General features: G+C 60.6%; 13 protein-coding genes. 3 read left to right on the top strand and 10 right to left on the bottom strand.

The features are described from left to right. Positions 1–31 precede the first annotated feature (31 nt). Positions 32–589 carry a zinc ribbon-containing protein gene (locus tag AAF659_RS00935; RefSeq protein ID WP_349749820.1) on the bottom strand — a complete coding sequence of 186 codons (558 nt, stop codon included), beginning with the start codon at positions 587–589 and terminating at the stop codon, positions 32–34. Between the two features lie 122 nt (positions 590–711). Here AAF659_RS00935 and leuS point away from each other — a divergent pair, with 122 nt between their 5' ends. Genes leuS through holA form a run of 3 tightly spaced genes read left to right on the top strand, consistent with a single transcriptional unit; the run spans position 712 to position 4,873 of the window. Next, positions 712–3,297, top strand: a complete 2,586-nt coding sequence (gene leuS / locus AAF659_RS00930) for a leucine--tRNA ligase (protein ID WP_349749819.1) — start codon at positions 712–714, stop codon at positions 3,295–3,297. Positions 3,298–3,317: 20 nt separating this feature from the next. After that, positions 3,318–3,872, top strand: coding sequence for an LPS-assembly lipoprotein LptE (locus tag AAF659_RS00925; protein ID WP_349749818.1), 555 nt, complete (start codon positions 3,318–3,320; stop codon positions 3,870–3,872). After that, positions 3,869–4,873 carry a DNA polymerase III subunit delta gene (holA, locus tag AAF659_RS00920; RefSeq protein ID WP_349749817.1) on the top strand — a complete coding sequence of 335 codons (1,005 nt, stop codon included), beginning with the start codon at positions 3,869–3,871 and terminating at the stop codon, positions 4,871–4,873. The genes AAF659_RS00925 and holA overlap by 4 nt, the downstream gene beginning before the upstream one ends. On the opposite strand, the gene AAF659_RS00915 is transcribed toward holA, so the two are convergent. The 9 genes from AAF659_RS00915 to bioB form a co-directional block, all read right to left on the bottom strand. Continuing rightward, a complete protein-coding gene (locus AAF659_RS00915) occupies positions 4,870–6,663 on the bottom strand; it encodes an acyl-CoA dehydrogenase C-terminal domain-containing protein (protein WP_349749816.1) in 1,794 nt (597 codons plus the stop codon). The genes holA and AAF659_RS00915 overlap by 4 nt on opposite strands. 107 nt (positions 6,664–6,770) lie before the next feature. Further along, a complete protein-coding gene (locus AAF659_RS00910; RefSeq protein WP_349749815.1) occupies positions 6,771–8,570 on the bottom strand; it encodes an acyl-CoA dehydrogenase C-terminal domain-containing protein in 1,800 nt (599 codons plus the stop codon). 107 nt (positions 8,571–8,677) lie between these two features. Then, positions 8,678–9,589 carry a putative metalloprotease CJM1_0395 family protein gene (locus AAF659_RS00905; RefSeq protein ID WP_349749814.1) on the bottom strand — a complete coding sequence of 304 codons (912 nt, stop codon included), beginning with the start codon at positions 9,587–9,589 and terminating at the stop codon, positions 8,678–8,680. An 18-nt stretch (positions 9,590–9,607) separates the two neighbouring features. Continuing rightward, entirely contained in the window at positions 9,608–9,877 is a 270-nt protein-coding gene (locus tag AAF659_RS00900; protein ID WP_349749813.1) for a flagellar biosynthesis protein FlgE, read from the bottom strand. An 81-nt stretch (positions 9,878–9,958) separates the two neighbouring features. After that, positions 9,959–10,660 (bottom strand): dethiobiotin synthase, encoded by a 702-nt coding sequence (gene bioD / locus AAF659_RS00895; protein WP_349749812.1) that lies wholly within the window; start codon positions 10,658–10,660, stop codon positions 9,959–9,961. 16 nt (positions 10,661–10,676) lie between these two features. Then, on the bottom strand, positions 10,677–11,486 hold the full coding sequence (gene bioC, locus AAF659_RS00890) for a malonyl-ACP O-methyltransferase BioC (protein WP_349749811.1): 810 nt from the start codon (positions 11,484–11,486) through the stop codon (positions 10,677–10,679). Continuing rightward, entirely contained in the window at positions 11,483–12,196 is a 714-nt protein-coding gene (locus tag AAF659_RS00885; RefSeq protein ID WP_349749810.1) for an alpha/beta hydrolase family protein, read from the bottom strand. The genes bioC and AAF659_RS00885 overlap by 4 nt, the downstream gene beginning before the upstream one ends. Then, the gene (gene bioF / locus AAF659_RS00880; protein ID WP_349749809.1) at positions 12,193–13,356 is read right to left on the bottom strand and encodes an 8-amino-7-oxononanoate synthase; all 1,164 of its coding nucleotides are present in this window, start codon (positions 13,354–13,356) and stop codon (positions 12,193–12,195) included. Before bioF ends, AAF659_RS00885 begins: the two co-directional genes overlap by 4 nt. Next, positions 13,349–14,404 carry a biotin synthase BioB gene (bioB, locus tag AAF659_RS00875; RefSeq protein ID WP_349750735.1) on the bottom strand — a complete coding sequence of 352 codons (1,056 nt, stop codon included), beginning with the start codon at positions 14,402–14,404 and terminating at the stop codon, positions 13,349–13,351. The genes bioF and bioB overlap by 8 nt, the downstream gene beginning before the upstream one ends. Positions 14,405–14,407 lie beyond the last annotated feature (3 nt).

Below are 14,407 nucleotides of genomic sequence, written 5' to 3'. Positions count from 1 at the left end.
AGTTCGCATGATCAATCAAAGACGGCGGCTATCAGGATGCTGTTGGGTCCACATCCGGCGTGTGAGCCGTGACTCGTTCAAAGTAATGGGATTCACAGCGCTCACACGGCTCCAGCCGGGTCGTCTCCGCCAGCGTCAGAAGGTGGCCGCAGTTGAGGCAGCGCAACACACCGGCCATGGCAAGCTCGCCCGCGAAATAGTGGCTCGGATCACTGTCCTGCAGCTTCTGCTGCAACGCCAGCGTATCAAGCCGCGTGGGATCGGCGATGGAGAACAGCTTTTCCACCAGCCAGTCCTCGATCCACTCCAGGTCCGTCCACAACCATTCCGCGACACCATCGCCGGTGTTGGACACAAATCCCAGCAGATGGGAAAGATCCCGGCGCAGATAGGCCGCCAGTAAATCGAGCTCTTCGCGGGTCAGTTCCGCTACGTCCTGCTCAAACTTGACCGCTTCCTCGATCTCATCCTGAAGGCGCTCCCAAGTGCGCTCTTCGACCGCCGCCAGCCGGGACTCAACCCGCTCCAGCATGCGATTGTAGGATTTTTCAGCATTGTCACTCAGACGGGGGCGTTGCTGTTCGGCCACGGTTTTCTCCTGTTAATGGGTTGGCGGTCGGCATGCCTACCTGTCACCTTCTCTCTACGCTAGAATGAGCCCTTTGCCGATGCAACAGCCATTTTGATCCGAGAGATAAGGCACCCGAACCCATGGAAGAGCATTACCGCCCCGACGCCGTCGAAAGCAAAGCCCAGCAGTACTGGGAATCCAACGATGTCTTCGCGGTACAGGAAGTACCCGGCAAGCCCAAATACTACTGCCTATCTATGTTCCCCTATCCCAGCGGAAGGCTGCACATGGGGCACGTGCGAAACTATACCATCGGTGATGTGATCTCGCGTTTCCAGCGCATGCAGGGCAAGAACGTACTCCAGCCCATGGGCTGGGACGCTTTTGGTCTACCAGCCGAGAACGCCGCGATCAGCAACCGCACCGCGCCGGCTGACTGGACGCGACAGAATATCGAACACATGAAAGCCCAGCTCAAACGCCTGGGCTTTGGCTACGACTGGAACCGGGAGCTCGCCACCTGTGACCCGGAGTATTACCAGTGGGAGCAATGGTTCTTCACCAAACTCTATGAAAAAGGGCTGGTGTATAAAAAGAACGCCACCGTCAACTGGGATCCGGTTGACCAGACCGTGCTCGCCAATGAACAGGTCGTGGATGGCCGCGGCTGGCGCTCCGGTGCCGTGGTGGAACAGAAAGAGATTCCCCAGTGGTTCGTCAGGATCACAGAATACGCCGATGAACTCCTGGACGATCTGGATAAGCTTGAAGGCTGGCCGGAACAGGTCAAGGCCATGCAGCGCAACTGGATCGGGCGCTCGGAAGGCGTTGAACTCGATTTCCAGATGGAGGACGACTCAGAGACCCTGAGAGTCTATACCACGCGCCCGGACACCCTCTACGGCGTCACCTACATGGCACTGTCCGCGCGCCACCCCGTTGCGGAGCAAGCCGCTGAGCGCTCGCGGGAGGTTGCAGACTTCGTCGCCGAATGCCGCAATACCGTCGCCTCCACAGCGGACGTGGAGACCATGGAGAAAAAAGGCATCGAGACCGAACTCTACGCGCTGCATCCGCTTACCGGCGAGCGCATACCGGTCTACATCGCCAATTTCGTGCTCCACGAGTACGGCACCGGTGCCTTGATGGCGGTACCGGCCCATGACGAGCGCGACCACGAATTCGCCCGTAAGTATCGCATTGCGATTCGCCAGGTTGTCAGTCCCAGTGATGGCCGCGACGTGGACACTTACGAACAAGCCTTTACCGAAAAAGGACTTCTGGCCAACTCCGGCCCCTACACCGGCATGAGCTCGGACGAAGCCATTGCTGCCATCGCAGAGCAACTGGAAAAGCGCGGCATCGGGGAACGGAAAACCAACTACCGGCTGCGCGATTGGGGGGTCTCACGTCAGCGCTACTGGGGCACCCCCATCCCCATGCTCACGCTTGAAAACGGTGAACCTGCACCTGTGCCCGAAAGTGACCTGCCGGTAACGCTTCCCGAGGATGTGACCATGGACGGCGTCCAGTCTCCGCTCAAGACCGATCCCGAATGGCCCCAAACCACCTACAACGGCCAGCCCGCTTTCCGCGAGACGGACACCTTCGACACGTTCATGGAGTCCTCCTGGTATTTCGCACGCTTCTGCAGCCCCTGGAAGGACGACGGCATGCTGGATCCGGAGGCAGCCAACTACTGGCTGCCGGTGGACCAGTATATTGGCGGCATTGAACACGCTATCCTGCACCTGCTCTACGCCCGCTTTTTCCACAAGCTTCTGCGCGACGTAGGCCTGGTCAACAGCGACGAGCCCTTCAATCGCCTGCTGTGCCAGGGCATGGTATTAGCCGAAACCTGGTACCGGGAGACGGACAACGGCGCCAAAGAATGGTTTTCGCCGCAGGATGTGGAGGCCGAATATGACGGCAAGGGCAACGTGATCAGCGCCACGCTCAAGGCAGACGGCGACCCCGTCCACCCCGGTGGCGTGACCAAGATGTCGAAGTCCAAGAACAATGGCATCGACCCGCAAGCGATCATCGATGAGCATGGAGCGGATACGGTGCGGCTGTTCATGATGTTCGCGGCACCGCCGGAGCAGTCCCTTGAGTGGTCGGACAGCGGCGTGGAAGGTGCCCACCGTTTCCTGCGCCGGCTCTGGCGCATGGTACACCAGCATGTCACTGAGGGCGGCACCGGCCAGGCCATGCCTGAGGCGGCGGATGACAACCAGCAGGCCATACGCCGCAAAACCCATCAGACCATTGCCAAGGTCACAGACGATTTCAACCGCCGACTGACTTTCAATACGGCCATCGCCGCTGTCATGGAACTGCTCAACGATGCCGGTCGTCTTGAGATCCGTAACAATGGCGACCAGGCCGTAATGCAGGAGGTCCTGGAGACAGCCGTTCTGGTACTGGCCCCGGTCGCGCCCCACATCACCCACGAACTCTGGCAGGCACTGGGTCATGAAACGCCCGTGGTGGATGCGCAATGGCCCGTTGCGGATGAGTCGCTGATGAAACAGGACCGTATCGAGCTGGTGGTGCAGGTCAACGGCAAGCTGCGCTCGCGCATCCAAGCGGATGCCGAGACCGAGCGCGACCAGCTGGAGGCACTCGCACTCGCAGACGAGAACGTCCAGCGCTTCATTGAGGACAAGACCGTCCACAAAGTGATCGTAGTGCCCGGGAAACTCGTGAACGTGGTCGCCAACTGATCCGGCTCCGGAGGTCATCCATGCGCCAGGCCGCCTGGAAATCCATCATGACACTGGTCCTGGTGATGGCGCTCACCGCCTGTGGCTTCCATTTGCGGGGCACGGCCATGGTGTCGGATGCTCTGTCGCCACTGGCGCTGTCCTGTGGGAACGGTGTACCCGAGCCGGTCTGCTCGGGTTTGCGCGATCGCCTTGGTCTCTACAACATCCTGGCTGAAGACCACGAAACCGCTGGCTACCACCTCAAGCTCCGTGACTATCAACAGGAGCGGCGCACCAGTGCCCTGGATGAACGGGCAGCCGCCAGCGAATACGAGCTCAGTGCTCGCATGGCGGTGGCGCTGACCACTGAGGACGGCATTCCCCTTCTCGCGGACACCGAGCTGAGTGCCCGGGAGTTCTACCAGGCTGACGAGCAGCAGGTTCTGGCGGGAGAACGTGAACAGCAGGGTATTGAGGGCCTCCTCCAGGACCAGCTTATCCAGCAGGTCACGCGCCGCCTTATGCCCTTCACCGAGGAGCGCATCAACCGGATCCGCTCAGAGCACGAAAGCACAACGGACGCCGCCGAATGAAGGTCAACCCGGAACAGCTTCCGGATCAGCTCGCGAAGCGCCTGGATGCCGGCTACCTGGTCACCGGCGATGAGCCGCTGCTGGTGCAGGAAGCCTGCGACAGAATCCGCGAGCGCGCGGTCGCGGAAGGCTATGAAGAACGTACGGTCTTTCAGACGGACGCTCAGTTCGACTGGCAGCAGGTCCATGACGAAACCCAGGCGCTGTCACTGTTTGCAAGCCGCCGGCGCATCGAAGTGCGCCTGCACAGTGGTAAGCCCGGTAAGGGCCGGGAGGTTCTGGAGGCTTTCGCCAAGGCGCCGCCCGAGGATGTAATCCTGATTGTATCGGGTCCACGCCTGGACAGTGGTGAGACCAGCAAGGCTTGGTTCCGCAACTGGCAAAAGGTCGGACTTCATGTGCCGGTATGGCCTGTGGATCCGGCGGACTTTCCCCGCTGGCTCTCACGCCGCGCCGACACCATGGGCCTGAAGCTCACCCGCAACGCTGTGAGCCAGCTCAGTGAACGCCTGGAGGGTAACCTGCTGGCTGCTCACCAGGAGCTGGAACGCCTCAGGGTTATTGCCGGCAATGAGCCCGTGGATGACGCAGTCGCCATCGGTGGTATCGAAGACAGCAGCCGCTATAATGCCTTCGAGCTCAGCAGCGAGGCACTGACCGGCAACCGGATTCACGCCCTGCAGATGCTGCGGCGCCTGGAGGAAGAAGGCACCAGTACACTGGCTATACTGGGCGTTTTCCAGCGCGACCTTAAGCATCTCGCCAACCTGCAGCACAGCCTGCGCCAAGGCAGCAATGCCGCCACCTGGTTCAAGCACAACGGGGTTCGTCAGCCACCGCTGAGAAAGGCGCTGGAGAAAGCCTCACGTCGGCACAACAGCCAATCCATAAGCAGAGCCTGGGAACAGGCCAGGCAGGTAGACCGGGCCAGCAAGGGAAAAGACCCGGCCATGCCGGCCTGGTCTGCCCTTGCCGCCCTGGTGGAGACGCTCTCCGCCTAGCCGAACTCGGCGTCGTCAAGCGCCATCATGCTGTCGCCGCCATTGCGGATGGATTCCGCCAGGGCGACTGATTGCGGCAGGATTCGGTCAAAGAAAAAGCGAGCGGTCTTGAGCTTACCACTGTAGAAACCGGAGGTGTCGCTCTCGGCCTTCGGCGCCGCAGCCTGCACCATGCGGACCCACAGGTAGGCCTCAGCCGTGAGGCCAAACAGGTCCAGGTAGTCCACTGCCGCAGCACCAATTTCCGCGGGATTGCCGTCCGCTGCCTTGATGACGCTTTCAGTCACATCCGAAAGACGCTCAAGGGCCGCCGCCAGGGGCTGGAGGTATTCTGCAACCGCCGGCTCATCCTGATTCGCATTGATGAAATCCGCAACGTCATTGGCAAAAACCTCGAAATACTTACCGCCATTGGCGACAACCTTGCGGCCCATCAGATCCATCGCCTGGATGCCGTTCGTGCCTTCATAGATCTGGGTGATGCGGGTATCGCGCACCAGCTGCTCCTGACCCCACTCGCTGATGTAGCCATGGCCACCATAGACCTGCTGGCCGATCACACAGGTATCCAGCGCCCGGTCGGTCAGGAAAGCCTTAGCCACTGGCGTCAACAATGCCACCATGCCATCCGCTTTCTCCTTGGCCTCAGCATCCTCGGCAAACTTGGCCTGATCCAGCCACTGCGCCACATAGGTAATGAAGGCACGGCTACCCTCGGTGTGGGCTTTCATCTTCAACAGCATACGGCGCACGTCCGGATGCACAATAATGGGATCCGCCTGCTTATCCTGTGCCTGGGGGCCGTCAGGAGAGCGGCTCTGAAGACGCTCACGGGCATAGGCCAGAGCGTGCTGATAGGAGGCTTCAGCGGCGCCCACGCCCTGGATCCCCACACCCAGACGCTCATAGTTCATCATGGTGAACATGGCCATCAGTCCCTTGTTGGGCTCGCCAACCAGCCAGCCGCGGGCATCATCAAAGTTCATGACGCAGGTTGCAGAGCCGTGAATACCCATCTTCTCTTCCAACGAGCCGCAGGAAACACCGTTACGCGGCCCCAGAGTGCCATCCTCGCTCACTTCGTACTTGGGCACCAGGAACAGCGAAATCCCCTTGGGGCCAGCAGGCGCATCCGGCAGTTTGGCCAGTACCAGATGGATGATGTTCTCCGCCATGTCGTGATCACCCCAAGTGATAAAGATCTTGGTGCCGGAGAGGTTGTAGGAGCCGTCATCATTGGGCTTCGCCTTGGTACGGATGATACCCAGATCGGTGCCGGCATGCGGCTCGGTCAGATCCATGGCGCCTGACCAGGTACCGTCGTACATTTTCGGCAGATACTTTTCCTTGAGCTCCTCACTGCCGTGAGCATGCAGCGCCAGGCAGGCACCTGCGGTCAGCATGGGGCAGAGGCCGAAAGCCATATTGGCCCCCTGCATCATTTCTTCAACCTGCCCGACGAGGCTCTTCGGCATGCCCATACCACCATAGTCCGGGTCCCCACCAAGACCGACCCAGCCACCTTCGGCAAAGATCTGGAACGCCTCCTTGAATCCATCCGGAGTGGTTACTTCGCCATCCTTCAACTGACAGCCCTGCTCGTCGCCACTCTGATTGATCGGAGCAAGCGTCCCCGCCGCAATTTTACCGGCTTCCTCCAGAATGGCATCCGCCGTCTCCGGATCCACGCTCTCGCTCAGCCCGGGCAGGGAAGCCCACTGGCCCGGTGCGTCGAAGATCTCGTTGAGCAGGAACCGCATATCCTGCAGGGGCGCTTTATAGTCAGCCATGGGTTGGTCCTCACTTTGAACGTCTGCGGGGCTATTCTCCCCCGGGATTTCTCACACAAAAGCCCGCGCGTGGCGGGCTTTTTTCATGCGTACTGGATCATACCGGTTCAGAAAGCGAAATGCTCTTCCTCCATCTCCATCAGATTGTCAGCACCGCTCATCATGGCATCAGCGTGGGCTTTGGCCCGCGGCAGCATGCGCTTGAAGAAGAAGCGTGCGGTCTGGAGCTTGGCTTTGTAGAACGCTTCCTCGGAGGTGCCCTCCTGCAGCTTACGTTGCGCCACTTCCGCGGTCCGAGCCCAGAGATAAGCCGTCACGGCGTACCCAGAATACATCAGATAATCAAAGGAGGCCGCGCCAACTTCCTCCCGATCCTTCATGGCAGACATGCCCAGCTTCGTGGTGAGGTCGCTCCACTCCTTGTTCATGCTCTGGAGCGGTTCAACAAACTCACTGATGGACTCATTATCAGCCTGCTCCTTGCAGAAGAGATGCACTTTCTTGGTGAAGCGCTTGAGCGACTCACCCTGGGTCATCAGAACCTTACGCCCCAGAAGATCCAGAGCCTGAATGCCGGTTGTGCCCTCATAGATGGTGCTGATACGGGCGTCCCTTACGATCTGCTCCATGCCCCATTCCTTAACATAGCCGTGGCCACCGAACACCTGCATCCCCTGGTTCGCTGCCTCCACGCCCAATTCAGTCAGGAACGCCTTGGCAATTGGCGTCAGAAAACTGAGCAGTTCATCTGCCTCATTGCGCTCGTCCTCATCATTGCTGGCCTGGGAGATGTCCGCCTGCTGGGCCGCGTAATAGATCATGGCCCTGGCGCTTTCCGCGATGGTCTTCTGGGTAAGAAGCATCCGACGGACATCGGGATGTACAATAATCGGATCGGCGGGGCCGTCAGGATTCTTGGCACCCGAGAGCGAGCGCATCGCAAGGCGATCTTTGGCGTACTCCAGTGAGCCCTGGAAGGCGAGCTCCGACGAAGCAAGCCCCTGAATGGCGGTTCCGATACGGGCAATGTTCATCATGGTGAACATATAGCTCAACCCCTTGTGGGGCTCACCGATCAGGTAGCCTTTTGCGTCGTCAAAGTTCATAACGCAGGTGGCATTCCCGTGAATGCCCATTTTCTCCTCCAGAGAGCCGCACACAAGCGTGTTGCGCTCCCCAGGATTACCGCTCGCATCCGACAGGAACTTGGGTACCACGAACACCGAGATCCCCTTGGTGCCTTTGGGCGCGTCCGGCAGACGGGCAAGTACCAGGTGGATTATGTTGTCAGACAGGTCATGCTCACCCGCGGAGATCCAGATTTTCTGCCCAGTGATCGCGTAGCTGCCATCGTCGTTGGGTGTAGCCTTGGTACGCAGCAGCCCAAGATCCGATCCACAGTGTGGTTCAGTCAGACACATCGTACCGGTCCACTCACCAGTGACCATTTTCGGAAGGTAAGTCTGCTTCTGCTCATCACTGCCATGCGCTTCCAGCGTGGCCATACACCCATGGCTCAGCCCGGGGTACATGCCAAATGCCCAGTTCGCGGTTCCTACCATCTCACTCATGACCATAGACAGAGATCCGGGCAGCCCCTGGCCGCCAAGTTCCTCGTCCGAGGTCATGGATGGCCACCCCCCCTCAATGTATTGGCGATACGCCTCTTTAAACCCAGTGGGAGTGCTGACATGTCCGTCCTGAAGGCTACACCCTTCCTCATCCCCGACCTGATTCAAGGGTGACAGCACTTGCTCACAGAACTTCGCTCCTTCCTGAATAATCGCGTCGACCATATCCGGCGTCGCTTCCTCGCCACCGGGTATCTGCTGATAATGGGTTTCCGAATCCAGGAGTTCACTCATGACGAATTTAATGTCACGCAGGGGGGCTCTGTACTGGGGCATGGCGTTGTACCTCGGTTCCAATAATTAAACGGCTGTTTGAAACATACGTTTGGGATGGGCCGGCTGTCAAGAGACAACGCCTGCATGGACGCATTTTTCGGCGATCGTCAAGCTGTGGCGCGCAGGCCTGAATCTGGGCTGGTGGTTGAGTTCGTGGCCGGTATGCCATCGACATTGCGGAAGAGGCTGATCCGGGCATCATCACCGCCTGAGCGATCAGATGCCGCGGCCTCTGCACCTGGGGCGCTCTGGGTCTCGCCCTCGCCCGCGTCAGCCCCTTGCTGGCGCTGGGAGCGCAGCTCCGACCGGGCCTGGAGCAGCTGGCGGGTCGCTTCCTGGGCTACCCTGATATCCTGCGGAGAAGGTTCGGCCGGAGCGAGCGCGGCAGAACGAACCGTCTGCATCTTGTTGATGGTGGCTTCGAGGTCATCCGGAATCGGGCTGCTATCAATAGAGACCTGGCCACCCACAGCATAGAGCTGGCCGTCCGGACCACGTTGATAGGTGTAAGTGGCCGCACCGGCGTACTGGCCACCCAGCACCTGATGCGCCTGCTCATGCTGGCGCACCTGTTGATCCCGGCGACGCAGCTCCTGAACGGTCGACTGCTGTGCCGGCGATGACTCGTCGGAGCCTTTGTCCGGCTCCTGCCGGTCGCGCCCACCAGCTTCCTGTTCGGGTTTCTTGCCGGCCTCAGCGCGCGGCTTTTCCGGAGCGAGCTCTGAAGCCCCCTCATCATCCCCAGCGGCGCTGGGGTTTGAGCCCTGCGGGCTTTGCTGCCGGGCCTGCTCACTAATCGAAACCTGTACCCCACCACCGCTTGCACCACGTGTAGCGGAAGAGACCGGCCTTGAGGGAGGGGCAGAACCAACAGAGCCCTGCGCGGAGAATGGCTGAGCACCGCTGGTGGACGTACTGGTCGGTGGCACGCTACCGGATGTCGTGCCGGGCGTCGCGGCGCTTCGGGTTACAGTGCCGCCGCCATTATTAATCGCGGACTGGATGGATGTAAGCTGCACGGCAAATGCATCCCTGAGTCAGGCACGTTCATCGAGCAGCGTCCCCACCATCTCGTCCGCTGTCCGAACCACTTCCAGAGAGGCCTCAGCATTCCGCTGATTCGCCTTCAGATCCAGGATGGAACCCGCCAGGCTATCCTCCCCTGCGTTGGCCCCACTTGGGGCGGCAGCCTCCTGAGGAGGAGTTTCAGTAGTTCCCGAGCGGGCAATTCGGTTGGCCGCATCCTGCATACCGCGCTGGGCATCCTGAACGCCGTTGACGCCAATGGATAGAGAATTACTGATCATGGGCACACCTCATACCCAGAGTGTTCACGAATATTACATCACAACGGTGTTCAATATTCAAACAACCAGAGCAAAGGCGACTCACACCCCTGACAGCGGCAATGAAAGGTGACGGGAAGCCTCTTGCGCCATGGCGGCAGGGTCGTCTGAGGTCAACCGAGGCACACGGCCCATGCAGGGGGCCGGCATACGCTCGCAGAGCGTATTGAAAGTGTCATCTTCCCGGGCCATGGGTTCCGGAGTGCAGCGGTTGGCAACCCATCCGGCCAGACGACAGCCATCACGTTGGATGAGCTCGGCACTGAGCAACGCGTGGTTAATGGCACCGAGACGCAGCCCGACGACCAGAATCACAGGAAGCTGGAGCGCCGTGACCAGATCCTTCCAGCTTTCCTGCTCATTGAGGGGCACACGCCAGCCCCCGGCGCCTTCGACCAGAAACAGATCCGCCGGGCGCGTCATGCCCCCCCGGCAGAACCCTGCCAAGCGCTCGGCACTGACCCCTCGCCCGGCTTCACGGGCAGCGACATGCGGTGCTATCGCCGGTTCCAGCGCAACCGGATTCACGGATTCATAGGGCATGGGCTCGGTCATGCTCTGCGCTAGCGCCAACGCATCAGCATTACGTAGTCCCTCCTCCGTCTGGTCACAGCCGGAGGCCAGGGGTTTCATGGCAAGCGTGCGCAGACCATTGCGGGAAGCAAGACGCAGCAGGCCTGTGGTTACCACTGTTTTACCGGCGTCCGTGTCAGTTCCGGTTATGAAAAAGGATTGTCGTGACATGAGCTTTCGGAGACTCTCAAGGTTGTGGCCTGGGGCCGGTCATTCGTACAAAGGCCACCTGCCAGGTTGCCGGCACACCATGCCGGGCATCACGGTGGCGGTCATAGGCACGCCGCATAGCCTTCAGGCGCCCCGGGCCAAGCGCGCTGCGATGGCGACCGGCATCCTTGTAGCTTGCGCCAAGGGTCTTGAGTTCGCTCAGGAGCGCCATCACATCCGGATACCAGAGAACCAGTGGTTCGACATCAATGGTCACACGCTCAAACCCAGCAGCGAGACCTGCCTCCAGCTCAGAGAGAGCCAGGAAACGGTTGACATGACGTCGCCCTGGATCGGCTTCGGCCCATGCGGTTTCCAGTTCGGTCAGGGTTCCATCCACCAGCGTTGCCAGGTGGGCTTCGCCACCAGTGCGGAGCAACCTGGCCATTTCCTGGGCCACAGCGCTGGTATCCCCGCACCACTGAATCATAAGACTGGACTGGATCCAGTCCAGGCTGGCGGAGGCCAGTGGCAGGCTGGCAGCATCAGCCACCAGCCAGCGCGCGTCCACGCCCCGACGCGTTCGAGCATAATCGATCATACCAGGGGACAGATCAGCGGCGATCAGTTCCTTCGGAGCCAGTTCCTGCTGCAATTGCGGCAGACTGAACCCTGTGCCGCAGCCGAGATCCAGCCCGGTGCCACCAGGCGGAACTTTCAGGCGCGCTATCAGGTCCAGCGCCACACGCTGCTGCAGATGTGCCACCTCGTCATAGCTGTCAGCGGCAGCCCCAAAATCATCGGATACCCGCTTACGGGGGATCTGATTGCTCTGCCATGCATTCATCGAACCACCTGCTCCAGAGCCTCACTGATCCACTCCGTCAGGCCGGTCACTGTACCCGGCCAGTGACCGGCATCAGCCACCAGGCGGTAGCGGCTGTCGGCCAGCCCCAGCGCCTCCGCCACTGTCGCACTCACCAAGGCATCGCGTTCGCAGAACAGATGCAGCGCTCCGGGCCCTGCCTCTTGCCAGGATTGGCGCTGGTCCAGCTGAGCCAGCCATTCCAGGCTGTTCACCAGCCCCTGCTTATAATCGCCAGTCAGCTCCGGCCAATCCAGCCCCTGCAGCTCACGACGAACCTGTCTGGGAGATGAGCTACCCTGGCTGACCAGCGCACAGAAGCGACCAAGCGTCTGTTCCACATCCGTCAGCATGCCGTCACGAAAGCCCTGGAAGTCTGAACCCGCCATGCCAATAGGCCACCCCGGCGCCTCCCGAAAACAGGGGGAGGAACAGAGTGTGATGACCCCACCTACCTGTTCCGGGAAGTGTTCCCAGGCTGCCATGGCCAGCTGGCCACCCAACGACCAGCCGAGCCAGGGCGTTCCCGAAGGAACACACCCCATAGCGGCGTCCAGAGCCGAACGGGAGTCGCTATGCCCGGCCGCCATCCATGCTGGCTCCAGCAGCACGGGCTCTATCGACGAGGGCAGTAGTGACTCGAGTGCAGTGGCCGGAATGCCCCAGCCACCAACAACCACGACCGCGCTCACGCCGCCCCCGTTTCGCTGCGTGCTTCCTTGAGCGCTTCCAGCAGCCGCTCCATGTGTTCATCGGTATGAGCAGCACTGAACGTGAAACGCAGACGCGCCTCGCCCTGAGGTACCGTTGGTGGGCGAATCGCCGGCACCAGAATATCCCGTCGTGCCAGCGCTTCGCTCAGTGCCATCGCCCGGTCTGAAGGCCCTACAATAAGCGGTTGAATGGGCGTCCAGGATTCCAACAGACGGTAGCCAAGTGCCATTGCCTCATCCCGGAACCATGCCACCAGTTTCGCCAGCCGTTCACGGCGCCAGCTCTCCTCCCGGCACAGCTCCAGGCTGCGCTGGGTTGCAGCCGCCATTGCCGGTGGCATGGCGGTGGTATAGATGTACGTTCGTGCCTTTTGCACCAGGTAATCCACGAAAGCCCGGGAACCGGCAACGAAGGCCCCGCCAACACCAAGTGACTTTCCCAGGGTTCCCACCAGTATCGGAACGGCCGACTGGCCCAGTCCGCGAACCTCAGCAATACCACCACCATTGCTACCGAGTACGCCCAGACCGTGCGCATCGTCCACCATCAGCGGTACACCCTGTTCGTGACAAAGGGCTGACAGCCCATCCAACGGTGCCAGATCGCCATCCATGCTGAACACGCCATCGGTCGCGACCAGTGCACAGCGTGATTCCCCTTCCAGCATGCGGGCCGCAGCCTGGGTGTCAGCATGCGTATAACGTTTCAGGCGGGCCCCGGCGAGATGGGCCCCGTCCAGCAGTGAGGCATGGTTGAGACGATCCTGAAGGATAACGTCGTGACGACCAGCCAGGGCGGCGATGACACCCAGATTGGCCATGTATCCGGTAGAGAACAGCGCCGCTGACTCCCGGCCAGTGTGTGCAGCCACAGCTTGTTCAAGTTCGTGATGGAGCCGGTGATGGCCGTTAACCATGTGCGAGGCGCCACTGCCGACCCCATACTCACGGGCCGCCTGGGTAAACGCCTCGGTTACACCGGGATGGCTGGCGAGTCCGAGATAATCATTGCTGCAGAAGGCCAGCATGCTCCGGCCATCCACAACAATTTCCGGGCCCTGAGCAGAATCCAGAACCCGGCGCTCCCGCAGCAGCCCCTGCTGGCGCAGCGCTTCAAGCTCCGCGTTGTAATCAGGCATTGGCCGCGTCGTAGAACAGGGCGCTTTGGCGCTCCTGTTCCATGCGACGGCTCAGCTCTGCGGCTTCGTCCTCATCCGACCGGTCCGTTGCCAGCGGCTCGGGCACAATACCCAAACGCCGGAATAGCGCCCGGTCGTGCTCGGCCTGCGGGTTTTCCGTGGTCAGCAGCTGATCGCCGTAGAAAATGGAATTGGCGCCGGCCATGAAACACAGCGCCTGCATTTGGTCGTTCATATCCTCGCGGCCCGCCGACAGGCGGACATGGCTCTTCGGCATCAGGATGCGCGCCACGGCGATGGTACGAACGAACTCGAACGGATCCAGATCCTCAACGTCCTCTAACGGCGTCCCCGGGATCTTGATCAGCATATTGATGGGCACGCTTTCCGGGTGGTCCGGCAGGTTGGCAAGCTGAATCAGCAACCCGGCACGGTCGTCCTCGTCCTCGCCCATCCCCATGATACCCCCGCAGCAGACCTTCATGCCGGCGCTGCGTACGTTGGCCAGGGTATCCAGCCGATCCTGATAGGTCCGAGTGGTAATAATCTGATTGTAATAACGTTCTGAGGTGTCGAGATTGTGGTTGTAATAGTCCAGACCCGCCTCCGCAAGCTCACTGGCCTGATCCTCTGTCAGCATACCCAGCGTCATACAGGTCTCGAGCCCCATATCTTTCACGCCCCGGATCATCTCCAGCACATGCGGCAGATCCTTCTTCGTGGGACTGCGCCAGGCGGCGCCCATGCAGAATCGGGTGGCGCCACTTTCTCTGGCCGCTTTGGCCTGCTCCAGGACCTTTTCGACCTGCATCAGTTTCTCTTTCTCAAGACCGGTGTTGTAGTGACCGCTCTGAGGGCAGTACATGCAGTCTTCGGGGCAGGCACCAGTCTTGATGGAAAGCAGTGTTGAGACCTGAACCTCGTTGGGATCGAACCACTGGCGATGCGCCTGTTGGGCCCGGAATACCAAGTCGTTGAACGGCATATCCAGAAGCTCGCGGACCTCCTTCAGGGTCCAATCGTGACGGATGGCATCGGAAGCGGTCATACT

The organism is Salicola sp. Rm-C-2C1-2 (assembly GCF_040196175.1).
Classification (GTDB): Bacteria; Pseudomonadota; Gammaproteobacteria; order Pseudomonadales; family Oleiphilaceae; genus Halospina.
Note: the sequence above shows the minus strand (reverse complement) of the source record. Positions and strands in the feature narration are given on the sequence as shown.

Excerpts from the sequence above, each read along its gene's own strand:
- bioF (WP_349749809.1), bottom strand. The coding sequence starts at position 13,356 with ATGCCTGATTACAACGCGGAGCTTGAAGCGCTGCGCCAGCAGGGGCTG.
- bioB (WP_349750735.1), bottom strand. The coding sequence starts at position 14,404 with ATGACCGCTTCCGATGCCATCCGTCACGATTGGACCCTGAAGGAGGTC.
- bioD (WP_349749812.1), bottom strand. The coding sequence starts at position 10,660 with ATGTCACGACAATCCTTTTTCATAACCGGAACTGACACGGACGCCGGT.
- AAF659_RS00910 (WP_349749815.1), bottom strand. The coding sequence starts at position 8,570 with ATGCCCCAGTACAGAGCCCCCCTGCGTGACATTAAATTCGTCATGAGT.
- AAF659_RS00915 (WP_349749816.1), bottom strand. The coding sequence starts at position 6,663 with ATGGCTGACTATAAAGCGCCCCTGCAGGATATGCGGTTCCTGCTCAAC.
- holA (WP_349749817.1), top strand. The coding sequence starts at position 3,869 with ATGAAGGTCAACCCGGAACAGCTTCCGGATCAGCTCGCGAAGCGCCTG.
- leuS (WP_349749819.1), top strand. The coding sequence starts at position 712 with ATGGAAGAGCATTACCGCCCCGACGCCGTCGAAAGCAAAGCCCAGCAG.
- AAF659_RS00925 (WP_349749818.1), top strand. The coding sequence starts at position 3,318 with ATGCGCCAGGCCGCCTGGAAATCCATCATGACACTGGTCCTGGTGATG.
- bioC (WP_349749811.1), bottom strand. The coding sequence starts at position 11,486 with ATGAATGCATGGCAGAGCAATCAGATCCCCCGTAAGCGGGTATCCGAT.
- AAF659_RS00900 (WP_349749813.1), bottom strand. The coding sequence starts at position 9,877 with ATGATCAGTAATTCTCTATCCATTGGCGTCAACGGCGTTCAGGATGCC.